24 protein-coding genes are annotated in these 21,678 nt (G+C 61.7%); 13 read left to right on the top strand and 11 right to left on the bottom strand.

The genetic code is table 11. From position 1 onward, the window contains the following. Positions 1-68: 68 nt before the first annotated feature. Positions 69-1,004: a ribose-phosphate pyrophosphokinase gene (locus tag ASD64_RS13120; protein ID WP_056105638.1), complete on the top strand. Its 936-nt coding sequence runs from the start codon at positions 69-71 to the stop codon at positions 1,002-1,004. Between the two features lie 99 nt (positions 1,005-1,103). Here the strand turns inward: ASD64_RS13120 and ASD64_RS13115 are convergent, their stop codons facing one another. Further along, on the bottom strand, positions 1,104-1,961 hold the full coding sequence (locus ASD64_RS13115; protein ID WP_056105637.1) for an AraC family transcriptional regulator: 858 nt from the start codon (positions 1,959-1,961) through the stop codon (positions 1,104-1,106). 116 nt (positions 1,962-2,077) lie between these two features. On the opposite strand from ASD64_RS13115, the gene ASD64_RS13110 reads away from it, so the two are divergent. The 7 genes from ASD64_RS13110 (at position 2,078) to ASD64_RS13080 (ending at position 7,670) form a co-directional block, all read left to right on the top strand. Continuing rightward, entirely contained in the window at positions 2,078-3,298 is a 1,221-nt protein-coding gene (locus tag ASD64_RS13110; RefSeq protein ID WP_056105636.1) for an MFS transporter, read from the top strand. Positions 3,299-3,654: 356 nt separating this feature from the next. Further along, on the top strand, positions 3,655-4,287 hold the full coding sequence (locus ASD64_RS13105) for a 50S ribosomal protein L25/general stress protein Ctc (RefSeq protein ID WP_056105970.1): 633 nt from the start codon (positions 3,655-3,657) through the stop codon (positions 4,285-4,287). 24 nt (positions 4,288-4,311) lie between these two features. Then, on the top strand, positions 4,312-5,037 hold the full coding sequence (gene pth / locus ASD64_RS13100) for an aminoacyl-tRNA hydrolase (RefSeq protein ID WP_056105635.1): 726 nt from the start codon (positions 4,312-4,314) through the stop codon (positions 5,035-5,037). Positions 5,038-5,121: 84 nt separating this feature from the next. Further along, entirely contained in the window at positions 5,122-6,225 is a 1,104-nt protein-coding gene (gene ychF / locus ASD64_RS13095; protein WP_056105634.1) for a redox-regulated ATPase YchF, read from the top strand. A gap of 103 nt (positions 6,226-6,328) precedes the next feature. Next, positions 6,329-6,574, top strand: a complete 246-nt coding sequence (locus ASD64_RS13090; RefSeq protein ID WP_056105633.1) for a DUF982 domain-containing protein — start codon at positions 6,329-6,331, stop codon at positions 6,572-6,574. Between the two features lie 170 nt (positions 6,575-6,744). Further along, positions 6,745-7,206, top strand: coding sequence for a MaoC family dehydratase (locus tag ASD64_RS13085; protein WP_056105632.1), 462 nt, complete (start codon positions 6,745-6,747; stop codon positions 7,204-7,206). Next, positions 7,203-7,670, top strand: coding sequence for a MaoC family dehydratase (locus ASD64_RS13080; protein ID WP_056105631.1), 468 nt, complete (start codon positions 7,203-7,205; stop codon positions 7,668-7,670). The genes ASD64_RS13085 and ASD64_RS13080 overlap by 4 nt, the downstream gene beginning before the upstream one ends. A gap of 1,045 nt (positions 7,671-8,715) precedes the next feature. Here the strand turns inward: ASD64_RS13080 and ASD64_RS13070 are convergent. From ASD64_RS13070 to petA, 4 genes are all read right to left on the bottom strand, one after another. Beyond that, positions 8,716-9,261: an adenine phosphoribosyltransferase gene (locus ASD64_RS13070; protein ID WP_056105968.1), complete on the bottom strand. Its 546-nt coding sequence runs from the start codon at positions 9,259-9,261 to the stop codon at positions 8,716-8,718. A 255-nt stretch (positions 9,262-9,516) separates the two neighbouring features. Then, a complete protein-coding gene (locus ASD64_RS13065; RefSeq protein WP_056105629.1) occupies positions 9,517-10,374 on the bottom strand; it encodes a cytochrome c1 in 858 nt (285 codons plus the stop codon). 28 nt (positions 10,375-10,402) lie between these two features. Then, the gene (locus ASD64_RS13060; RefSeq protein ID WP_056105628.1) at positions 10,403-11,707 is read right to left on the bottom strand and encodes a cytochrome b; all 1,305 of its coding nucleotides are present in this window, start codon (positions 11,705-11,707) and stop codon (positions 10,403-10,405) included. Between the two features lie 16 nt (positions 11,708-11,723). Then, positions 11,724-12,287 carry a ubiquinol-cytochrome c reductase iron-sulfur subunit gene (petA, locus tag ASD64_RS13055; RefSeq protein ID WP_056105966.1) on the bottom strand — a complete coding sequence of 188 codons (564 nt, stop codon included), beginning with the start codon at positions 12,285-12,287 and terminating at the stop codon, positions 11,724-11,726. 561 nt (positions 12,288-12,848) lie between these two features. Here petA and ASD64_RS13050 point away from each other — a divergent pair. The 3 genes from ASD64_RS13050 to ASD64_RS13040 all read left to right on the top strand — a co-directional run bounded on the left by ASD64_RS13050 (position 12,849) and on the right by ASD64_RS13040 (position 14,502). Continuing rightward, positions 12,849-13,097, top strand: a complete 249-nt coding sequence (locus ASD64_RS13050; protein WP_056105627.1) for a hypothetical protein — start codon at positions 12,849-12,851, stop codon at positions 13,095-13,097. Between the two features lie 81 nt (positions 13,098-13,178). Further along, complete coding sequence (locus ASD64_RS13045) at positions 13,179-14,042, top strand: archaeosortase/exosortase family protein (protein ID WP_056105626.1); 864 nt, start codon at positions 13,179-13,181, stop codon at positions 14,040-14,042. Beyond that, entirely contained in the window at positions 14,023-14,502 is a 480-nt protein-coding gene (locus tag ASD64_RS13040) for a hypothetical protein (RefSeq protein ID WP_056105625.1), read from the top strand. Before ASD64_RS13045 ends, ASD64_RS13040 begins: the two co-directional genes overlap by 20 nt. 12 nt (positions 14,503-14,514) lie before the next feature. On the opposite strand, the gene ASD64_RS13035 is transcribed toward ASD64_RS13040, so the two are convergent. From ASD64_RS13035 to ASD64_RS13015, 5 genes are all read right to left on the bottom strand, one after another. Continuing rightward, a complete protein-coding gene (locus tag ASD64_RS13035; RefSeq protein ID WP_056105624.1) occupies positions 14,515-14,829 on the bottom strand; it encodes a DUF6665 family protein in 315 nt (104 codons plus the stop codon). A gap of 57 nt (positions 14,830-14,886) precedes the next feature. Further along, entirely contained in the window at positions 14,887-16,776 is a 1,890-nt protein-coding gene (locus ASD64_RS13030) for an ABC transporter ATP-binding protein (RefSeq protein ID WP_056105623.1), read from the bottom strand. A gap of 346 nt (positions 16,777-17,122) precedes the next feature. Further along, the gene (locus ASD64_RS13025) at positions 17,123-17,425 is read right to left on the bottom strand and encodes an alkylphosphonate utilization protein (RefSeq protein ID WP_056105622.1); all 303 of its coding nucleotides are present in this window, start codon (positions 17,423-17,425) and stop codon (positions 17,123-17,125) included. Between the two features lie 209 nt (positions 17,426-17,634). Further along, positions 17,635-19,521 carry an ABC transporter ATP-binding protein gene (locus ASD64_RS13020; protein ID WP_056105621.1) on the bottom strand — a complete coding sequence of 629 codons (1,887 nt, stop codon included), beginning with the start codon at positions 19,519-19,521 and terminating at the stop codon, positions 17,635-17,637. Positions 19,522-19,552: 31 nt separating this feature from the next. After that, complete coding sequence (locus ASD64_RS13015) at positions 19,553-20,071, bottom strand: hypothetical protein (protein WP_156460131.1); 519 nt, start codon at positions 20,069-20,071, stop codon at positions 19,553-19,555. A 288-nt stretch (positions 20,072-20,359) separates the two neighbouring features. Between ASD64_RS13015 and ASD64_RS13010 the strand changes: the two genes are divergently transcribed. Beyond that, a complete protein-coding gene (locus ASD64_RS13010; protein ID WP_056105620.1) occupies positions 20,360-20,818 on the top strand; it encodes a tRNA (cytidine(34)-2'-O)-methyltransferase in 459 nt (152 codons plus the stop codon). A 132-nt stretch (positions 20,819-20,950) separates the two neighbouring features. Continuing rightward, positions 20,951-21,388 (top strand): redox-sensitive transcriptional activator SoxR, encoded by a 438-nt coding sequence (soxR, locus tag ASD64_RS13005; RefSeq protein ID WP_056105619.1) that lies wholly within the window; start codon positions 20,951-20,953, stop codon positions 21,386-21,388. Between the two features lie 3 nt (positions 21,389-21,391). Here the strand turns inward: soxR and ASD64_RS13000 are convergent, their stop codons facing one another. Beyond that, positions 21,392-21,649: a hypothetical protein gene (locus ASD64_RS13000; protein ID WP_056105618.1), complete on the bottom strand. Its 258-nt coding sequence runs from the start codon at positions 21,647-21,649 to the stop codon at positions 21,392-21,394. Between the last annotated feature and the right edge of the window lie 29 nt (positions 21,650-21,678).

Raw genomic sequence — 21,678 nt, 5'->3', positions numbered from 1 at the left:
GGCTCTCAGCGCTTGCAATACCGGTCAAGGCGGCTAAAAGCCGATAAAATTCTCTCCAGGAACGACATATGAAACTCTTCGCGGGCAATTCCAACAGGGTGCTGGCCGAAGCAGTCGCCCGCTACCTCAACATCCCGCTTGGCAAGGCCAGCGTCCGGCGCTTCGCCGACCAGGAGATTTTCGTCGAAATCCAGGAAAATGTGCGCGGTGAGGATGTTTTCATCCTGCAGTCGACATCTTTCCCCACGAACGACCACTTGATGGAACTACTGATCATGATGGACGCTTTCATGCGTTCGTCCGCACGGCGTATTACCGCCGTCATCCCCTATTTCGGCTACGCCAGACAGGATCGCCGTGCTTCGGGCCGCACGCCGATTTCGGCCAAGTTGGTCGCAAACATGATCACCCGCGCCGGCGCCAGCCGCGTATTGACGCTCGACCTGCACGCCGGCCAGATTCAGGGCTTCTTCGATATGCCCACCGACAACCTGTTCTCGGTGCCGGTAATGGCACGCGACGTGAAGGCCAAGTACAAGCAATTGGCCAACGTCATGGTGGTATCGCCTGACGTCGGCGGCGTCGTACGCGCGCGGGCCTTGGCAAAACGCATCGACGCCCAATTGGCCATCGTCGACAAACGTCGCGAACGGCCTGGCGAATCGGAAGTGATGAACGTTATCGGAGACGTACACGGCAAGGATTGCCTGTTGATCGATGACATCGTCGATTCCGGCGGCACGCTGTGCAACGCTGCTGACGCGCTTCTGGAGAAAGGCGCGACAAGCGTTACCGCCTATATCACACACGGCGTTCTTTCCGGCGGCGCCGCCGCCCGCATCGCCGGCTCGCACTTGCAGGAACTCGTCATTACCGACTCGATCCAGCCGACACAGGCAGCGCTCGACGCGCCCAACATTCGCGTCATCACCGTTGCCGACCTGCTCGGGGAAGCCATTTCCCGCACCGCTTCCGAGCAGTCCGTTTCCAGCCTCTTCGACTAATGCATGTCGCCCGAAAGTGGGAACCGGTTTCGGGATAACGACATTCACAAAAACAAATACTTAGAGCGCGCCAGCGAATCTGGAAGATAGCCACGCGCTCTAGTTTTCGCTTGGCCGGACCGGCCGTTCGATGTCCCGCGAGCCACGCAGATAGGCGCGCGGTGAAATACCCAGCATGCGCTTGAACATGGTTGTGAAGGCCGGCACGCTGTCATAGCCGAGGTCGAGCGCCACCCGCGTGACGGTCTCGCCGTCTGTCAATCGCGGCAACGCCGCAAACAAAAGCGCTTGTTGGCGCCAGGTCGAAAGCGACAACCCTGTCTGTCGATGAAACGTCCGCGTGAACGACCGGCGGCTCATGCCCACCAGTTCCGCCCAGTCGTCGATGGTCGCATGCGGCGATGGCGCCGCCAGGAAACGGCGGCAAAGCGCGGAAATCCGTCTGTCGGCAGGAAATGGCAGACCAAGAGGCTTCACCGGAAGATTCGGAATTTCATGAAGCAGAAGATTCAGAACCAGTCCGGAACGGCCGCTAAGTTGCGGTTCTGGCGGCAGCGTCACCGCTTCGATGATCAGGCTGCGCATAAGATCGCTGACAGCCACGACGCGAAGACCGCTGGGCAGTCCCTCGATTGCCTCGGGCGTGACATAGACCGAGCGCATGCTCACTTCGCCCAGCATCTCTACCGCATGTTCGATGCCGGCGGGAATCCACATCGCGTGATCGGGCGGAACCATCCAGCGCCCGTAATCTGTCTTCACCAGCACGACACCCGTCAAGGCGTGCAGCAATTGGCTGCGGCTATGGTGATGCTCCGGCACGCGATAACCGTCCGGGTACTCCGACGGCAAGGCGATGATCGGTCCGCTCGTCCCCTCCAGCCAGTCCAGGCGAGAGCGATGCAAGGTAAAGAGATCCGTGACCGGGGTTTCCAGATGAGAAACCTTGATTACCATATGTGATGGCCCACTCGCGTAAGATTTGGACCAAAGCACGAAAGCAGTTGCCCCGCAACCATACTATAAGCTCGCGCGGCGCCGCATGACGGCCCGCAATTTCACGGAGCCCTCCCTTGACCGACACGACAGCGACTGCTGGAGGCACAGCCACGACGGCAACAGCGACCGCATTCACGGTCATCCTTGCGGTGAGCTTTTGTCACGGCATCAACGACATCATGCAGTCGCTGCTGTCGGCCATCTATCCGTTGCTGAAGGCCAATTACGGCCTCGACTTCTGGCAAATCGGCCTTTTGACCTTCACCTTCCAGATTACCGCATCTCTGCTGCAGCCGGTCGTGGGCCTGGTCACCGACAAACGGCCAATGCCATATTCGCTGCCTTTCGGCATGATGTTATCGCTTTTTGGCTTGATCGTGCTTGCTTATGCCGGCCACTATTGGCTGCTGCTTATCGGAGCATCGCTGATCGGCGTCGGTTCGGCTGTATTCCATCCCGAATCCTCGCGCATCGCCCGCCTCGCCTCCGGCGGCAGGCATGGCCTTGCGCAGTCCCTGTTTCAGGTCGGCGGCAATACCGGCCAAGCGCTCGGCCCTCTGCTCGCCGCATTCATCGTTGTGCCGTTTGGACAATCCAGCATCGCGTGGTTCACGGCAGGCTCGTTGATCGGCATCACCGTTCTCTACCGGGTCGGCGGTTGGTACAGCCGCCTGCGCGCCATGCAGAAAAGTCGCAAGGCGATGGCCTTCGTCTCCCCCTTCTCGCACAACCGCATCGTCTGGGCGTTGGCGATCTTGACCTTGCTGGTGCTGACCAAGAACGCCTACATCGCCAGCATTTCCAGCTATTACACCTTCTACGTCATCGAGAAGTTCGACGTTTCAGTGCAAATGTCGCAGGTTCTGCTCTTCGCGTTCCTCGGCGCGTCAGCGCTCGGGATTCTGCTCGGCGGGCCATTCGGAGATCGTTTCGGCCAGAAGGCGATGATCTGGTTCTCGATCGTCGGCGTACTGCCGTTCACACTGGCGCTGCCTTACGCGAATCTGGAATGGACCATCGGCCTGACCATCATTATCGGCCTGATCCTGTCGTCTGCCTTCTCCAACATCGTCGTTTTCGCCCAGGAACTGGTTCCAGGTCGCGTCGGCATGATTGCGGGTATCTTTTTCGGTTTCGCCTTCGGCATGGCCGGCATCGCTGCCGCGATTCTTGGTGTGGTCGCTGACGTCAAAGGTATCGACTACGTCTACCGGATATGCTCGTATTTGCCGCTGCTCGGCCTGCTCACCATTTTCCTGCCGAACATGAAGCTGGCGAACAAGATCAACGCTTGAAGCATGTCGCCCGAAAGTGAAAACCGGCTTCCGGAGCACGACATGTGCAAGACTGAAAACGTCGAAGCGCGTCATATAATTCGTTTGAATGCGACACGCTTCGGAACCAATCGAAATTCGGGTCCGGGCGCGGCCCTGGCTGTATCGCCAAGTCTTGCGCAGCGCATCCCGTTCCGATATAGAGCCGCCAGCCGCGTAGACACCCTTGGAGGCAACGCGGTGGAAGGTTGCCTTCCTGCATGATCCCGAAGGCCGATGGTTTTCAGACCATCATGCACACCATGGCACCTTCAACGTTTACGGACCAGGCTTTTTGCCTGACGCAAACGCTCCATAACAACGCGAAAGGAAATGCCATGAGCAACACATACGAGCTCAAGGCCGAAGCACGCGAACAGGTCGGTAAGGGGTCCGCCCGTGAAGTTCGCCGCAACGGTAAAGTACCGGCCGTCATTTACGGCGACAAGCAGCCTCCCCTGGCGATCACGCTGCCCTACAAGGAAGTGTTCTACAAGATTCACGGCGGCGGCTTCCTGACCACTGTCGCGACGATCGACGTCGACGGCAAGAAGATCCAGGTCCTCCCCAAGGACTACCAACTCGACCCGGTCAAGGACTTCCCTCTGCACGTCGACTTCCTCCGCGTCAGCAAGGACACGCAGGTCAACGTCAATGTCCCCGTCCGCTTCATCAACGAAGAGAAGTCGCCCGGCATCAAGCGCGGCGGCGTGCTCAACGTGGTGCGCCATGAAGTTGAATTCCAATGCCCGGCCAACGCCATCCCGGACTTCATTACCGTCGACCTCGACGGAGCCGAGATCGGTGTTTCCATCCACATTTCGGCGGTCAAGCTTCCGGCTGGCGTCAAGCCTGTGATTTCCGATCGCGACTTCACCATCGCGACCATCGCCGGTACCGCAGCAGCAAAGTCTGACGCCGATGAAACAGCCGAAGCCGCTGCTCCGGCCGCTGCTCCCGAAGAGAAGTAATCTCTTCACGGCCGGAGGATAACGATGCTGCTCTTTGCAGGCCTCGGCAATCCGGGTGCGAAGTATGCGAACAACCGGCATAATGTCGGCTTCATGGCGGCGGACGCGATAGCCCGCCGCCATTCGTTTTCTCCCTGGTCGCGCAAGTTTCAGGCAGAGATCGCGGAAGGCAAGCTCGGCAGCGAGAAGGTCCTGCTGATCAAGCCGCAAACATTCATGAACCTCTCTGGCCAGTCGGTAGGCGAGGCCTTGCGCTTCTACAAGCTGGAACCGTCCGCGGTGACCGTCTTCTACGACGAGATCGACCTTGCCGCCGGCAAGGTACGGGTCAAGGTCGGCGGCGGTTCCGGCGGCCACAACGGCATCCGCTCGCTCGACCAGCACATCGGCAAGGACTATCGCCGCGTTCGCATCGGCGTCGGCCATCCAGGCGCCAGGGAAATGGTCCATGGTCATGTGCTGGGCGACTTTTCAAAAGCCGACCAGGAATGGCTCGACGTGCTGATCGAGGCGGTCGCGGGCGGAGTCGGCCTGATCGCCAAGGGCGACGACAGTTCCTTCATGAACCACATCACCTTGACCTTGCGCGACAAACTCCAGCCGACTGGCGATGCCGACCGGCCGCCACCCAAGCAACCGAAAGCCCAAAGCCATGTCCGCCAGGCCCGCCAGCAGGCGCCGGCGGTGAAAATCCCGGAGACCGGGCCTATGGCGGCAATGCTCAAAAAGTTGTTCGGCACGAAAAAATAGCATGGCACGGGCGGGGCTTGACGAGCCTTGGCCCTTTCGCTCATAGCCGGGGCAACTTCCGATATCGACAGGACTTGATAAATCATGGGCTTCAAATGCGGTATCGTCGGCTTGCCGAATGTCGGCAAGTCGACCCTTTTCAACGCGCTGACCAGAACGGCTGCCGCCCAGGCCGCCAACTATCCGTTCTGCACCATCGAGCCGAACACCGGCGAAGTGGCTGTCCCCGATCCCCGGCTGCGCAAGATTGCTGACATCTCCAAATCCAAGGAAATCATCCCCACACGCATATCCTTCGTCGATATCGCCGGCCTGGTGCGCGGCGCTTCCAAGGGCGAGGGCTTAGGCAACCAGTTCCTCGCCAATATCCGCGAGGTCGACGCGATCGTGCACGTGCTGCGCTGCTTCGAGGATGACGACATCACCCACGTCGAGGGCCGCATTGACCCAGTTGCCGACGCCGAGACGGTCGAGACGGAACTGATGCTGGCCGACCTCGATAGCATCGAGCGCCGCATCGTCCAGATCCGCAAGCGCGCCTCCGGCAAGGACAAGGAGGCGACGACTGCCCTGCCTATGATGGAAAAGGCGCTGGCGCTGCTGCAGGAGGGCAAGCCGACCCGCGTGCTGCTCGCCGGCATCGACTCCGAAGACCTGTCCATCCTAAAGGGGCTGAACCTGCTCACCTCGCACCCCGTCCTCTATGTCTGCAACGTCTCGGAGGCTGACGCAGCGGCCGGCAACGAGCACACCCGCGCTGTCGAGACGATGGCCGAGGCCCAAGGCGCACGCACCGTGGTGATCTCGGCGGCAATCGAAGCCGAGGTTGCCCAGCTTCCCGACGACGAGGAACTCGAGTTCCTGGCTTCGATGGGCCTGGAGGAGCCAGGCCTCGATAAGCTGATCCGCGCCGGCTACGAATTGCTGCACCTGATCACCTATTTCACCGCCGGTCCCAAGGAGACCCGCGCCTGGACGATCTCGCGCGGCACCAAGGCACCCCAGGCGGCAGGCGTCATCCATACCGACTTCGAACGCGGCTTCATCAGGGCGCAGACCATCGCCTATGACGACTTCGTCGCGCTGGGCGGTGAAGTCGCAGCCAAGGAAGCCGGCAAGGCGCGTGACGAAGGCAAGGAATACGTCGTCCAGGATGGCGACGTGATGCTGTTCAAGTTTAACACCTGATCCAAGCCTCGGCTTCACAAGGTCTTGCATCGCGGCCGTTCGAGGTGCAACCTCTTGGTCTGTCGTGCGTTTTCCTCAATCCAGACTTTTGGGGGTTGGCACCATGGATGATGGATGGTTTTCGCAACCGGTCACGGTATCGGTCGGTATCTTCGGTGAAATGCGGCATATTTCGAATGCGCGCCAGGCCGTCGACCTCCTGAGCACTCACTGGCCCGTGGAAGGCTCGGCAAAGCATCGCGATGCCCGTCGAGCTTGTCTCGACGCCCTGCGCGGCGCGAGGCCCGTCAAGGCAGCGCGCGAAATCTTCGTCGAGGCCGCCCGCGAAGCGCATATTCTGATCGAGTGAACCGGCCCAACCGCTTGCGGCCGATATTCCAAGCGCCTTGCGGGTGCGGGAGTGGCTTTGCGCCGCTCGCGCCAACCCCATAAACGACTGTACCAAGAGAGCTGTCATGCTTGTGCGGACGGCCTTGGAGGGTCCATGGTGATAGTACAAGATTGAACGGGATCGGACGTATGACTGCCAAGAAATGGGCATATGAGGATTTCACCGAAGGCGCCTCGCTGGATCTTGGCAGCAAGCTGGTGACGGCCGAGGAAATCATCGCATTCGCGTCGGAATTCGATGCACAGCCCATGCATCTGGACGAGGAAGCCGGCAAGGCCAGTATTCTGGGCGGGCTCGCCGCCTCCGGCTGGCACACCTGCGCCATTTTCATGCGCATGATCTGCGACGCCTTCCTGATCGATTCGACATCGCAAGGATCGCCCGGTATCGACGAGGTCAGGTGGCGGGCCCCGGTGCTGGCCAACGACACGCTGACCGGCAGATGCACCGTCGTCTCCAAGCGCTTGTCCAAATCCAGGCCCACTGTCGGCCTGGTGTCGATAAAAACCGAACTGTTCAACCAGCGCCGCGAGACGGTGTTCGAACTCAAGAACTCCGTGATGTTCCTGACGCGCGAGGCCGCTCAATGACGCTCGACGAATATCTCGGCATCGGCAACACCGTCCAGCTTGGCACGCACGAATTCCAGCCAGGCGAAATCAAGGCTTTTGCTGCCAAATTCGATCCCCAGCCTTTCCACCTCGACGAGGAAGCGGCGAAGAACAGTGTCTTCGGTGCATTGTGTGCGTCCGGATGGCATACGGCGGCGATGTGGATGAAATACAATCTGGCCCAGATCACGTCTGCGCAAGCCGTGTGGACGGGTGTCGGGCCGGCACCGGAATTCGGCCCTTCGCCCGGCTTCAAGAACCTCAAATGGCTGAAGCCGGTCTATGCCGGCGAAGCAATAAGCTTCACGCGCACCGGCATCGGATATCGGCCGATGGCATCGCGGCCGGGCTGGCAGGTGTTGACGATCCTCGCTGAAGCCTTCGATTCCACCGGCGCAAAGGTCATCGAGTTCGAGAACTCGGTGCTGGTGAAGACAGGCTGAGCGGTAAGCCGAACTTCATCATCGCCACGCCCGGCATTTGCTGTCTGGTGTCTTTGCCCTGCCGGTTCTCTGGTTTCGCAATTCCGAACGGAAAACCGGCTTCCACTTTTCCTGGAATTGCTCTTAAGCTCGCTCGTTGCGCTCGTCGCTGGCGGGAGTACGTTTCCTGTGCCCCTTCCCCTTGTCGGCAGAAGGGAAGCGCGCGCCTCTCGACTTCGTCATCCTCGGGCAAGCCTGAGCGCAGCGAAAGGCACGACCCGAGGATCCATGTCGCGACGGCGGCTGCAAGGTAGAAGGCGGTGCAGAATGGGGCCTTGTGCACCGTATTGCGCTGCCGCTTGGTCACGGCATGGATCCCAGGGTCTGCGCCACGGCCTTCGGCCTGCTCCGCCCTAGGATGACGAAGGGATGGTTGCACTTCGTCATCGCCACGCCCGGCGAAAGCCGTCTGGGAGTCTTTGCCCCGCCTTTAAGCTCTCTCGCTACGCTCGTCGCTGGCGGGGACCCCGACGAATGGCCGGACGGCCGACCAAGGTCACACTTTATCATTGCCACGCCCGGCGAAAGCCGTCTGGCCATTGTCAAAGAACTGACCTCGATTGAGAGGTCGGGAAGACGGGCGGCCGTTCGGACGCTCGTTTAGGTAAGTAATGCGACCTTGCGGCCGCCCGTCCGGTGGCTTCCCTCAACCGGGGGGCTCATCACCCAGCCGCCCACCGTGGACGACCAGCCCGGCACCGTCGCCCTTCCCTGATACCCGGTGCGCACCAGGTCTCCCGCAAGGGCGATGGGGGGATTATGGGTGAGGTTGGAATGGTGTGAAAAGGAATGTCGGCGGCTTCTGCTCGAAGCGAGCGGGATCAATGGGTTGTCGGAGTGAAGGAAGCCGTTTGATCCCCACTCTGGACCGCAGATGAACCCTTCTGGACCCTTGGCACGCTGCCGCACTGTCACAGAATAGCTACCGGACAGCCTTCGCTACGCTCCGGCTTCCGGCTTGACCAAATTGCAGCGATGCCCCCGGCTTCCGGGATGGCGTAGCGCCTCAATGCCCCTCGAAGCCGATGAGGGTACGCACCGGAACGCCCAGCGCTTCCAGTTTGCGGCGGCCGCCAAGGTCGGGCAGGTCGATGACGAAGCAGGCGGCGACGATATCCGCACCGATCTGCCGCAGCAGCTTGACCGCCGCTTCCGCCGTGCCGCCCGTCGCAATGAGGTCGTCGATCAGGATGACCTTCTCGCCCGGCGCGACACCGTCCTTGTGCATCTCCATCTCGTCCAGCCCATATTCAAGGCTGTAGGCGACGCGAACCGTTTCGTGCGGCAGCTTGCCCTTCTTGCGGATCGGCACGAAGCCGGCGGACAATTGATGCGCGACCGCGCCACCAAGGATGAAGCCGCGTGCCTCGATGCCGGCGATCTTGTCGATCTTCTCCCCGACGAAAGGGTGTACCAGTTCGTCGATGGCACGGCGAAACGCGCGCGCGTTGCCGAGCAGCGTGGTGATGTCGCGAAACAGGATGCCCGGCTTGGGATAGTCGGGAATTGTGCGGATCGCGGCGAGCAGGGTTTCTTCGACAGAAGGGTTCATCGGGACTATCCAATTGCCGTCCAATGGATCGTGATGGCTTTTCTTTGAACCGTCACCACGTTCCATTTTCTTCTTGAAAGCATGATCTTTTCCGAAAACCAGCATCCACTTTTCGGATCATGCCCTTAGGTTTGAGCATGATCTTTCCCGAAAACCGGCATCCACTTTTCGGGATCATGCTTTAGTGACGGCAAAGCCGCCCAAAAGAAAAGGGCACCGTTCGGCGCCCTTCCCATTTTTCTCGTATCGCCGAGCTTAGTGAGGGACGTTGGCCCAGACCTTGCGCTTGGTCATGTACATCAAGCCGGCAAACAGCAACAGGAAGACGACGACGCGGAAACCGGTCTTCTTGCGGTCTTCCAGGTGCGGCTCGGCCGCCCACATCAGGAACGCCGAGACATCGCGCGCATACTGGTCCACCGTCTGCGGCGAGCCGTCGTCATAGGTCACCTGATCGTCGGACAGAGGCTTGGCCATGGCCAGCGACTTTCCGGCGATGAAATAGGGATTGTAGTGCGTGCCTTCGGCGATCTCCATGCCGGCCGGCGGCTGCTCGTCATAGCCGGTCAGCAGCGAGTGGATGTAGTCCGGACCGTTCTCGGCATACTGGGTGAAGATGTCGAAGACGAAGGTCGGGAAGCCGCGCTCGACGCCGCGCGCCTTGGCGATCAGCGAGAAGTCCGGGGGAGCAGCGCCGCCATTGGCAGCGGCCGCCGCTTGCTCGTTCGGGAACGGCGACTGGAAGTGATCTGACGGAATGCCGGGACGCTCGAACATATCGCCGTCGTCGTTGGGGCCGTCCTGAACCGTGTATTCGGCTGCCAGCGCCTTGATCTGGGCCTCTGAATAGCCGAGGTCCTCAAGCGTGCGGAACGACACCAGGTTCATGGAATGGCAGGCCGAGCAGACTTCCTTGAAGACCTTGAGGCCGCGCTGGAGCTGCGCCTTGTCGTAGGTGCCGAAAGGACCGGAGAAGCTCCAGTCGATCAGCTTTGGCTTGTGGATAGGAAAATGCGTCGGTTCGGCGGCGTTATGCGCCTCTTCCTGGGCGATGGCCGCAGTGCCGGCCATCATGAAGCCCAGAACCGCCAGCGAAGCGAGAATCTTTTTCATGCTTGTATCCCCTAAGATTCCCTGCCGCTCAGCCTCTGGTTTCCGCAGACGCCGTGGCGCCTGAAGGATGTCCGCTGCCGGCTCCCTTGTTCTTCTCCAGCACCGCCTCGGTGATCGAATTCGGCAGGCGGCGCGGCGTCTCGATCAGGCCGAGCAGCGGCATGATGACGAGGAAGAAGGCGAAGTAGTAGAGCGTGGCGATCTGCGCCATGACCACATACGTGCCTTCCGCCGGGCGCGAGCCGAGCCAGCCGAGGAAGATGGCGTTGGCGGCAAAGATCCAGAAGAACAGCTTGTACCAAGGCCGGTAGACAGCCGAGCGCACCTTTGAGGTGTCGAGCCACGGCACCACGAACAACACGGCAATGGCGCCGAACATGGCGAGCACGCCGCCGAGCTTGGAGTTGATCGGCCCGATGTTGAAGGTGATGGCGCGCAGGACGGCGTAGAACGGCAGGAAGTACCATTCAGGCACGATGTGCGCCGGCGTCTTCAGCGGATTGGCAACGGTGTAGTTGTCCGGGTGGCCGAGATAGTTCGGCATGTAGAAGACGAAGTAGGCGAAGACCAGCAGGAACACGATCATGCCGAGCGCGTCCTTGATGGTCGCGTAGGGCGTGAAGGCGACAGTGTCGGTCTTCGACTTGACCTCGATGCCGGTCGGATTGTTCTGGCCGGTGACGTGCAGCGCCCACACGTGCAGCACCACGACGCCGGCAATCATGAACGGCAACAGGTAATGCAGCGCAAAGAAGCGGTTGAGCGTCGGATTGTCGACGGCAAAGCCACCGAGCAGCAGTTCCTGGATCCAGGTGCCGACCAGCGGGACGGCGGTAAAGAAGCCGGTGATGACGGTGGCGCCCCAGAAGCTCATCTGGCCCCAAGGCAGCACATAGCCCATGAAGCCGGTCGCCATCATCAACAGGTAGATGATGCAGCCGAGAATCCACAAAAGTTCGCGCGGCGCCTTGTAGGAACCGTAATAGAGGCCACGGAAAATATGGACGTAGACGGCGATGAAGAAGAACGACGCGCCGTTGGAATGCAGATAGCGCAGCAGCCAGCCGGAATTGACGTCGCGCATGATCTTCTCGACCGAGCCGAAGGCCAGGTTCGTGTCGGAAACATAATGCATGGCCAAAACGATGCCGGTGAGGATCTGCGCCACCAGCATGATCGACAGGATGCCGCCGAAGGTCCACGCATAGTTGAGGTTGCGCGGCACCGGATAGGCGATGAAGCTGTCATAGACGAGCCTCGGCAGCGGCATGCGGGCATCGAACCAGCGTCCAAGCCCGGTTTTCGGCGTATAGGTGGAGTGTCCCTCGCTCATCGAAATATCCCCTGCCTCAGCCGATGCGGATCTTGGTATCAGAAATGAATTCGAACGCCGGCACCGCCATGTTCTCGGGCGCCGGGCCTTTGCGGATGCGGCCGGCCGTGTCGTAGTGCGAGCCGTGGCATGGGCAGAACCAGCCGCCGAAATCGCCCTGCTGGCCAAGCGGGATGCAGCCCAGATGGGTGCACACGCCAACCATGACCAGCCAGTTTTCCTTGCCCTCGCCCGCCGCACGGTCCGCATCGGTGGCCGGCGCATCGGAGGAAATGTTGGCGTTGCGCGCCAGCGGATCCTTCAGGTCGTCGAGCTTGACGGCCTTGGCCGCCTCGATCTCTTCGGGCGTGCGGTTGCGGATGAACACGGGCTTGCCGCGCCACTTCGCCGTCAGCGACATGCCGGGCGTCAAGGAAGAGATATCGACCTCGATGGTCGAGAGCGCCAGCGTCGAGGCATCGGGCCGCATCTGGTCGATGAACGGCCAGGCGAAAGCGCCCGCGCCGACAACGCCGGCCATGCCGGTGGCGATGTAAAGAAAATCGCGACGGTTGGGATCTTCGATATCGGTTGCGCTCACGGGTGCCTGATCCTTTCGCCTCTTCCGTGCCGAAGGTTCGAGCTTGTTGTCCCCGCTCAAACGCCAGCCTTTCGCGCATGGCAACAGGCTAGCGGGACTCCTCCGGCATTTGGATTTCGGTTTATGCGTGAAGCCACCGCTTGTCCAGTGCGCAACAGGCGGGACGGCAGATTGTCGCGGGCCACATGGAATGGCGGAATTCAGCCATTTGCGGACCTTTGCGGAACGATCCGTCGGCTGGTTCGCAACGAGTTGCGCCAAGGCAAATGCAGCCGGCGTCGAAAGTGGAATGGCGTGATTCCATTTGAGCCACATACGAGGCTGGAGGACACCCGGCGGCGAGCCTGCAAACCGCATGGCTTTGCGGCTTTGCCGAGGGTTTCCGTTCCGTTGCGAGGCCACGGACTCATGGCCGATCGGCCACACGAAGCGCCAGTGGAAATTGCCCTTCGGAGCTATGGTTAAGCCATACTGTCTAGCGAGTTACCACCTATGAGCGACCTATGAATCCTGACCTGCATGGTACCCTTCTGTCCTGTTGGCTTGGATGGGAGAAATTTGATGAAGGCAACACAGGCTTTGCCGATCGCCATCGCATTTACGGTTCTCAGCAGCTTTCCGGCATTCGCCCTGTCGTCGTGGTTTCCGCACCACGGTAACGGCGGCGGCAGCGGCGGCAACAATGGCGGCGGACAGGTTTCGCATTCCGCGCCGGGCCCGGTGATCGGTCTTGGAATACCGGCAGTTGTCGCGCTCGGCGGCTATCTGTGGGTAAGGAACCGCAACCGCAAGTCGAAAGACGGGAAATAGGTTTGAAGCGAGCGGCTGGCGCCGCACGGGCGGCGAAGTTGGGTGCAGGCTTGCCCGGCCGGCAAAGCGCGAGACGTGTGCGTGACCACTTTCGATGCAAGCAGACCTGAAATCGCGAGCGAGAACGGCCGCGCCAGCGTGGCCGTTCCCTGCAATCTTCTGTTCCTGGGCGTTGCCGTGGTCGGCTTCGTCAACGGCATCAGCGAAAAGGTGGCCACCGCGGTCCAGCGCGAGGGTGTAGCGGCCGCGGTTTTCAACACGTTCGGGATCAGCATCGTCATCTGGGTCGCCGGCGTCATCGCCGCGATGATGCTCTGGCGCGCCGGGGAGCGTGCCGTCGGACGCATGGACATCGCCGTCGCCGTTCTTGCCTGCGCGACCTTTCTGGTTCCCGCACCGTTCATGAGTTGGCTCGGCATCACCCTTGCCGGCGTCTATCTTTGCCTTGGACCGGCGATCTCGCCTGCGCTGCGCAAAGCCGGCACCGTACTGCTTGCGCTGACGGTTCCGATGCTGTGGGCGCGCCTCCTGTTCGCGGTTGCCGGCACCCGGATACTGGAAATGGACGCCAGGCTAGTGAGCTGGATCGTCGGCACGCAAGCGAGCGGCAATACCATTCCGCTTGCCGACGGATCAGGCGTCATCTTCCTCGAGCCGGCCTGTTCCTCGCTCACCAACGTCTCGCTGGCCATGCTGTGCGGCGTGCTGTTCGTCAGCGTGCAAGGCCTGACATGGTCGAAGAAGGCGATCACCGCAACGCTGTTGGCCTGTGCCGCGACCGTGTTCATCAATGTCTTTCGCATCGCGCTGATCGGCGTCATGCCGCAATATTATGCGGCCATACATGGCCCGACCGGCGCGGCGATCGCCGGGTGGATCACCATTGTGACGATCCTGGTCATCTTCACGAGAGGGATCAGGCCCGATGCCAAGGCTGTCGCTTAGTCTCGCCTTCGCCCTGCTCCTGGCCGTGAGTCTCGGCCTCAAGGTCCAGCTTGGCTCGGCCACAAGCTTCGGGGCGCAATATCCCGACGGTGAAGACATCGAAGCGCTGATGGCGAAGCACGCCTTCGTCGTGACGCCGCCGGAACCCGACACCGACCCGCAATGGTTCACCGGAGTGCAGGGCGGTTGCGTCATCAAGATCGCCAACGTTTCGCCGCAGGGTTGGCATCGCGCGGCGGTGGAATGGAAGGCCGGCGACGATCCGATCCTCTACGCCGCAGGTGCAGCACTCCACGACCGGCAGCCGATCGCCGGGCCGCTGCTGCGCTACTATCTGCGCCGCTTCGAGCGCTATGCGGGCATCGACGCGCCGCCGCTGAAGGTGCGCGCCATCATCCGTTCCGGCGAATGCCCCGACAGCCTTATCGCACCGGCCGAACTGGCCGCGCTTTCCGATTGAAGCGGTCCGCCGTCACTTCGCGCCCAGCCGCGCAAGCACAACTTTCGGTATATGATAGTGCCGGATCACCTCGTCATGGCCGCGAAAACCGCACAGTTCGCGCTGGATGAACCACGCATAGACGGCATCCGCAGCCGCCTTGAGAAGCGCCTCCCGCTCGCCGTCTGTTCCCTCATGATCGCGCAGCCTGGCAAGGCATAACTCGGCCCGCGCACCGGTACGGCCAAGCCCCGCGGCCTTCTCGGCAAGGATTTCGTGGCCGAGAAGATCGAGTGCGGCATCGCCGGCACCGGTTTTCCACAGGAAATCTGGGGAACGAAGGGACATAGATCGCCCTAGATTATCAATCGAAAGCCGTACGCCAAGGTTTAGTGCCTTTCAGGGTTACTCCGCCGGCCGCGTTTCCGCGAGCGGACTCTCCTCGTTGAACAGGAAGCCACCCGATTGGCGCTTCCACAGCCGCGCATAGAGGCCATCGAGCGCGACCAGTTCGTCATGCGTGCCTTCTTCGACGATGCTACCGCCGTCCAGCACGACCAGCCGGTCGAGCGCGGCGATGGTCGAGAGCCGGTGCGCGATGGCGATCACCGTCTTGCCTTCCATCAGCCTGTGCAGGTTTTCCTGGATCGCCGCCTCGATGTCGGAATCGAGCGCCGACGTCGCTTCGTCGAGGATGAGGACCGGAGCATCCTTGAGGAACACGCGCGCGATGGCGACACGCTGGCGCTGGCCGCCCGAGAGCTTGACGCCGCGCTCGCCGACAAAGGCCTCGTACCCGGTGCGGCCGCGATTGTCGCGCAGGCCGAGGATGAAGTCGTGCGCTTCGGCGCGCTTGGCAGCGGCGATGACCTCGGCATCGGTCGCGTCTTCCATGCCGAGCTTGATGTTGTCGCGCAGCGAGCGATGGAACAGCGCCGTTTCCTGGCTGACGACGCCGACATTGGCGCGCAGCGAATTCTGGGTGACTTGCGAGATGTCCTGGCCGTCGATCAGGATCGAGCCGCTCTCGATGTCGTAAAGCCGAAGAATGAGATTAGCGAGCGTGGTCTTGCCAGCGCCGGAGGGGCCGACAAGGCCCACTTTTTCGCCAGGGCGTACCGTCAGGTTGATGTGGTCGAGAACGCCGTAGCCCTTGCCGTAGTGGAACTCGACGTTCTTCACCTCGATGCGGCCGCCGGCGACTACCAGTTCCCTTGCGCCGGGCGCGTCGACAAGGCCGAGCGGCTGGGAAATCAGCGCCTTGGAATTCTCCAGCACGCCGAGATTTCGCAGGATTCCGTTGAGCTGCATCATCAGGCGTCCGAGCAGCATGTTTAGGCGCAGCACCAGGGATAGCGTGAAGGCAACCGCGCCGACCGAGATAAGACCGTCGACCCACAGATAGACCGAAAAGCAGGCAATGGCGGTGATCATGACGCCGGACAGCGCCGTCAGCGCCATGCGCACCCCGGTCAGGCGGCGGGTGAACGGGCGCAGCGCATCGAGATAGATGTCGAAGCCGCCCCGGATGTAGCGGTCGTCGCCATCGGCTGAAAATAGCTTCAGCGTCTGCACGTTGGAATAGGAATCGACGATGCGGCCATTGATCATCGAACCCGCTTCGGCGGTCGCCTCGGCATGCTTGCGGATGGCAGGCAAATAGAGCTTGGCCAGAAAGCCGAAAGCGACGATCCACACCATCACCAGTGCCGCCAGCCGCCAGTCGAGCCCGGCCACCAGGGCCAGCGTCGTCACCGTGTAGACGAGCATGAACCAGACGACCTCGATGAAGCTTTCCATGAGGTCGCCGGTAGCCTGCCCGGCCTGCCAGACCTTGGTGGCGATGCGGCCGGCAAAATCGTTCTGGAAGAAGGCGTAGGACTGGCGCGAGACGTGGCGGTGCGCCTGCCAGCGCACGAGATTGTAGAAGCCCGGCGTGATGGTCTGCTCGTCGACCAGCGCCGACAGCGCCACCACCAGCGTGCGGATGACCAGCACCACCACGATCATGAACACAAGTTCCCAGCCGGCGGCGTCCCAAAGCACGGCAAAGCTTCGCTCGGCCGGAAGCTGGTCGAGGATATCGACGAGCCGCCCGACGAAATAGAACAGCCCGGCCTCGACCAGCGGCGCGATGCCGCCGATGACCAGCATGGCGAAGAAGGCGAACCGGGCCTGCCCGACATAGTGCCAGATGAAGCCGGCAACGGTCGATGGCGGACGCAGCTTCGCCGGCTCGCGAAACGGCGACACCCAGTTCTCGAAGCGGCGGTAGAGGGGGTCGAACAGGGTCATTGCTTACTACGACCTAGGACCAATCGACATTCAGGTTTCGAGCGTGGCGCGAGCCGGATTTCGATCCTGAATAGGAGAAAAGCGCAAGGCGGTGTTGACCACCGGCGAGCATTTTCGACGCATGCAGGGCTGAAATCCGCCGCGTCCCGCAGGGATATGGCCAAAATCGCCCAATTCTGCGTCGCGAAGCCTTGACGGAGGTCGACTCCGCCTTCGGCTTTGCTCCTTGAACTGAACGATTTTTGCTCATACCACGCCTCAAATCCTGAATGTCGATTGGTCCTAGAGGTCAGGGGATGCCCATCGGGACCGGGCGTCAGAAATTTCCTTTCGGCATCGGCTCAAGTCAACGCTTGCGCACGAACTCAGTGCGAAGGACCAGTCCCTTGATCGATTCGTGACGGCAATCGATCTCCTCGGGATTGTCTGTCAGGCGAATGGATTTGATGACGGTACCCTGCTTGAGCGTCTGGCCGGCCCCCTTCACCTTGAGGTCCTTGATGAGCGTCACGGAATCCCCGTCCGTCAGCGCGTTGCCGGAAGCATCGCGAACTGCGGGATGCGCGGCGCCAGGTCCTCCAGCCATTTCGGAGGCCGGACGCCATTCCCCGGTCGCCTCATCGTATACGTAGTCGTCGTCGCCAATCATGGAAACTCCTGAAATCAAAGGCTTGCGAGCGAGACCTGGCTCGCCTCACGCCGAACACCGGCCGCCAGGAGCCGCTTAACGTATCCTGCCGCAAGGTGGAAACACTTGCCCCGGCAGCCAAATACTGCCGGAGCGTGGAGATAGGGCGGCCTGCTCCAGGAAACCAGAGGCTTGATAACCCCTCCCCGCAAGAATAGGCAACCGGCGCATCACTCTGCCGCCTGCTCCTCCAGTTCCGTCGCCGGCCCGACCGCCGGTTCGGCCGGACCTTCGTCCAGCAGGAAGCCGCCGGACTGACGCTGCCACAACTGCGCGTAAAGCCCGCCCTTGGCGATCAGCATTTCGTGCGAACCTTCCTCGATGACGCGGCCCTTGTCCATCACCACCAGCCGGTCCATCGCCGCGATGGTCGAAAGGCGGTGGGCGATGGCAATGACGGTCTTGCCCTGCATCAGCTTGTAGAGGTTTTCCTGGATGGCCGCTTCCACTTCCGAATCGAGTGCCGACGTCGCCTCGTCGAGAATGAGGATCGGCGCGTCCTTCAGCATGACGCGCGCGATGGCGATGCGCTGCCGCTGGCCGCCGGACAGCTTGACACCGCGCTCGCCGACATGGGCATCGAAGCCCTTGCGGCCCTTGGCATCGGAAAGACCATCGATGAAATCCAGCGCGGCCGCCCGACGAGCAGCCTCCAGCACCATGTCCTCGCCGGCATCGGGACGACCATAAAGGATATTGTCGCTCACGGAACGATGCAGCAGCGAGGTGTCCTGCGTGACCATGCCGATCTGGGCCCTGAGCGAATCCTGCTTGACCGCGGCGATCTCTTGGCCGTCGATGAGGATGCGGCCCTTTTCCAGGTCGTAGAAGCGCAGCAGGAGATTGACCAGCGTCGACTTGCCCGCGCCGGAGCGCCCGACAATGCCGACCTTCTCGCCCGGCTTGATGGCGAGCGACAGGTCCTCGATGACGCCCTTCTGCTTGCCGTAGTGGAAACCGACGCCCTCGAAGCGGATCTCGCCCTTGTCGACGACGATCTCCTTTGCACCGGCCTTGTCTTCCACCAGGCGTGGCAGCGAGATCGAGCCGATGCCGTCCTGCACGGTGCCGATGTTCTCGAACAGCGCCGACATCTCCCACATGATCCACTGCGACATGCCCCACAGGCGCAGCACCAGGCCGATGACGACAGCCACCGCGCCGATCGACACCGCTTCGTTCAGCCACAGCCAGATCGACAGCGCCGAAACGGAAAACAGCAGCAGCGAGTTGATCAGGTAGAGGAAACCGTACAGGCTGGTGACGAGCCGCATGGAGCGGTAGACCGTATCCATGAAGATCGCCATGCTTTCGCGTGCATAGGTCGCCTCGCGCCGGGCGTGCGAGAACAGCTTCACCGTCTGGATGTTGGCGTAGGAATCGACGATGCGCCCGGTCATCAGCGAACGGGCATCGGCCTGTTGCTCCGACACCTTGCCGAGGCGCGGAATATAGCGGCGCAGCAGAAGAACGTAGCAGATCAGCCATCCGACAAGCGGCGTCGCCAGCCGCCAGTCGGACGAGCCGACGATGAAGACCATGCCGAGGAAATAGACGATGACATAGTTCAACACATCGATCAGCTTGATGACGCATTCGCGCACGGCAAGCGCCGTCTGCATCAGCTTGGTGGCGATGCGGCCGGCAAACTCGTCCTGATAGAAAGTCATCGATTGCTTGAGCAGGTAGCGGTGCACATCCCAGCGGATGCGCATCGGGTAGTTGCCCATCAGCGTCTGCTGGTGAACCAGCGATTGCAGGAACGCCATGCCGGGCAGCGCCACCACCACGACGAAGGCCATGGCGGCGAGCTTCCAGCCCTCCGTCTGAAGGAAGGTCTCCCGGTTCTGCACCGACAGCCAGTCGACGATGCGGCCAAGGAAGCCGAACATCCACACTTCCGCCAGCGCGATGGCCGTAATCAGCAGGCCGGCAACGGCAAGGTAAGGCCACGCGCCCCGCGTATAGTGCAGGCAAAACGCAATCAGGGTCCTGGGCGGCTCGACCGGTTCCGCAGCCGGGAACGGGTCGAGCCTTTGTTCAAACCATCGAAACATCAGGTCGGCACTTTCTTGGTTCAGTGTCGGCTTATGCAGCCAGCGGACGCATATGATCGTCGTCTCGGGACGCGGGTGGGTTTGCCGAAGCGCCTTTCTTGTCGCCTGCAATATAGGATGGCGAACGCATTTCGCCGACTGGCCCATCAGGGGATTCCTGACAGGCCACGTCAGTAGCGCGGCGCCCGCCGCTGGAGCTGAACAGGCTAAACAGCCGGCGCACCAGCGAAGGCCGGGAATAGTCCGGCACCGCGCGGGAGAAGTCGACATCGGGCAGCATGCCGCGATGCGGCCGGCGCCGGGCTTCAGCGTGAGCGGCTGAAGAATGGGTCTCGCCGATCAGCAAGGCCCAGCTTGCCGATTTGCGTTCGTGCAGGCTGCGCGAGCCTGGTATTCTGTATGGATCGAACATCGGTCCGTCCTCCGGGAAAAATGTCGAATTGAAATCGCGGTCGTGACGGCTGGCGTCGCGATCGCGGGACGCGGCTTGGCAAAGCTGCGGAACCGATTCAGCCGGGGCTGAAAGCCCCTTGGACGCTTTGGAAAACATTGCGGGATTCCTTCGAAAGCCGTGAAAGCGTTTCGGCGGGAATCAGCGCGAGCGTTTGAGAAATGTCAGTGAAGCGTCGAACCGAGTGCCGCCGTCAGGCAGTAAGCCCACGGATGGGGCGGTGGATGTCTACGGTCATCATGAATTCCATATCCGCCTCCGTCAGTTCGAGTTGACAATGGTGGGCATATACATGAATTCGCAGAAAATCACCACCCGAAAGTCCAGCCATCGCCAAAAGCGCGCTCTGGCTGTGGCCGATCTGCCACGCAGGAACAGCACCTCAAAATGCACGACGGTCTGCGCATCGCCCTCTACCAGCCGGATATCGCCGGCAACACCGGTACAATCCTGCGCCTCGCCGCCTGCCTTGGCCTTGGCGTCGACATCATCGAGCCGGCCGGCTTCGATCTCTCCGACCGGGCGCTGAAGCGCGCCGGGATGGACTACGTCGAAATGGCGGCGCTGACCCGCCACCTCGACTGGCAGGCCTTCGAGGAGAAGCGGCTTGCCGACGGGCGCCGGCTGGTGCTTTTGTCGACCAAGGCCGCGAGCGCCTACACCGGCTTCCGCTTCGGGGCCAGCGATACGCTTCTGTTCGGGCGCGAATCGGCCGGCGTGCCCGACCATGTCCATGCCAAGGCCGACGCCCGCCTGCTGATCCCGATGAAGAACGGCGCGCGCAGCCTCAATCTGGCGGTCTCCGTTGCCATGGTGGCTGGCGAAGCCGTCCGGCAGATCGGCTAGCGGCAAGACGTTGCCAACCGGTCTTGCGGGACCGAACCGTTGAAGCATGCACATGGCCTTCTCCCTGGTTTGCAGATCGAACGCCTCCTTGCTACAACCTCAACTTAACTTGAGGTCAAGCGGGAATTTGCGATGGCGCGCGAATGGACGGTCGGCGAGGTGGCGGCGCGCAGCGGCGTCGCCGTTTCGGCCTTGCATTTCTACGAACAGCGCGGGCTGATCCGCAGTCACCGCACAGGCGGCAACCAGCGCCGTTACGGTGCCGATGTGCTGAGGCGCGTGGCGGTGATCAAGGTCGCGCAGGACGTCGGCATCTCGCTGGCCGATATCCGCGCCGCGCTCGATTCGCTGCCCGAGGGACGAACGCCGACCCGCGTGGACTGGGCGCGGCTGTCAGCCATCTGGCGCGACGACCTCGACCAAAGGATCGCGCAATTGAAGAAGCTGCGCGACGGCCTGACTGACTGCATCGGCTGCGGCTGCATGTCGATCGACCGCTGCCCCTTGCGCAACAAGGAAGATCGCCTCGGCCATGACGGACCGGGGGCGAGACGACTGGTGGTGCGTTGAAAGTCAGTCGGCGGCCGGCAGCCGGCGGATGGTGAATTCGATGACGTCGCCCGGCCGCTCGAACCAGCTTTCGATTTCGGTCCAGTAGGCCTGTTTCGGCCAGCGCTCGAACCATTCCTGCGCCTTGAGGCGGGCCTCGGTGCGCGACAAAACGAAAGTCTCGCGCAGGAAGCCGTCGCGCGGACGTCCGCCGCGCGTTGCGCGGCTCTGCTCAAGCCGTTTCCTGAGGCCATCCAGCGGTGGTCGTGCCGGAGTGCGCAAAAAAGCCTCCTTGACGCGTTCTCCCCAGA

Origin of the sequence: Mesorhizobium sp. Root157 (assembly GCF_001427385.1) — a bacterium.
Taxonomy (GTDB): Bacteria; Pseudomonadota; Alphaproteobacteria; order Rhizobiales; family Rhizobiaceae; genus Mesorhizobium.
Note: the sequence above shows the minus strand (reverse complement) of the source record. Positions and strands in the feature narration are given on the sequence as shown.

Excerpts from the sequence above, each read along its gene's own strand:
- ASD64_RS13030 (WP_056105623.1), bottom strand. The coding sequence starts at position 16,776 with ATGACCCTGTTCGACCCCCTCTACCGCCGCTTCGAGAACTGGGTGTCG.
- soxR (WP_056105619.1), top strand. The coding sequence starts at position 20,951 with ATGGCGCGCGAATGGACGGTCGGCGAGGTGGCGGCGCGCAGCGGCGTC.
- ASD64_RS13050 (WP_056105627.1), top strand. The coding sequence starts at position 12,849 with ATGAAGGCAACACAGGCTTTGCCGATCGCCATCGCATTTACGGTTCTC.
- ASD64_RS13080 (WP_056105631.1), top strand. The coding sequence starts at position 7,203 with ATGACGCTCGACGAATATCTCGGCATCGGCAACACCGTCCAGCTTGGC.
- ASD64_RS13065 (WP_056105629.1), bottom strand. The coding sequence starts at position 10,374 with ATGAAAAAGATTCTCGCTTCGCTGGCGGTTCTGGGCTTCATGATGGCC.
- ASD64_RS13105 (WP_056105970.1), top strand. The coding sequence starts at position 3,655 with ATGAGCAACACATACGAGCTCAAGGCCGAAGCACGCGAACAGGTCGGT.
- ASD64_RS13020 (WP_056105621.1), bottom strand. The coding sequence starts at position 19,521 with ATGTTTCGATGGTTTGAACAAAGGCTCGACCCGTTCCCGGCTGCGGAA.
- ASD64_RS13060 (WP_056105628.1), bottom strand. The coding sequence starts at position 11,707 with ATGAGCGAGGGACACTCCACCTATACGCCGAAAACCGGGCTTGGACGC.
- ASD64_RS13025 (WP_056105622.1), bottom strand. The coding sequence starts at position 17,425 with ATGATTGGCGACGACGACTACGTATACGATGAGGCGACCGGGGAATGG.
- ASD64_RS13070 (WP_056105968.1), bottom strand. The coding sequence starts at position 9,261 with ATGAACCCTTCTGTCGAAGAAACCCTGCTCGCCGCGATCCGCACAATT.
- ASD64_RS13035 (WP_056105624.1), bottom strand. The coding sequence starts at position 14,829 with ATGTCCCTTCGTTCCCCAGATTTCCTGTGGAAAACCGGTGCCGGCGAT.
- pth (WP_056105635.1), top strand. The coding sequence starts at position 4,312 with ATGCTGCTCTTTGCAGGCCTCGGCAATCCGGGTGCGAAGTATGCGAAC.
- ASD64_RS13120 (WP_056105638.1), top strand. The coding sequence starts at position 69 with ATGAAACTCTTCGCGGGCAATTCCAACAGGGTGCTGGCCGAAGCAGTC.
- ASD64_RS13085 (WP_056105632.1), top strand. The coding sequence starts at position 6,745 with ATGACTGCCAAGAAATGGGCATATGAGGATTTCACCGAAGGCGCCTCG.
- ASD64_RS13015 (WP_156460131.1), bottom strand. The coding sequence starts at position 20,071 with ATGTTTTCCAAAGCGTCCAAGGGGCTTTCAGCCCCGGCTGAATCGGTT.
- ASD64_RS13040 (WP_056105625.1), top strand. The coding sequence starts at position 14,023 with ATGCCAAGGCTGTCGCTTAGTCTCGCCTTCGCCCTGCTCCTGGCCGTG.
- ASD64_RS13115 (WP_056105637.1), bottom strand. The coding sequence starts at position 1,961 with ATGGTAATCAAGGTTTCTCATCTGGAAACCCCGGTCACGGATCTCTTT.
- ychF (WP_056105634.1), top strand. The coding sequence starts at position 5,122 with ATGGGCTTCAAATGCGGTATCGTCGGCTTGCCGAATGTCGGCAAGTCG.
- ASD64_RS13090 (WP_056105633.1), top strand. The coding sequence starts at position 6,329 with ATGGATGATGGATGGTTTTCGCAACCGGTCACGGTATCGGTCGGTATC.
- ASD64_RS13010 (WP_056105620.1), top strand. The coding sequence starts at position 20,360 with ATGCACGACGGTCTGCGCATCGCCCTCTACCAGCCGGATATCGCCGGC.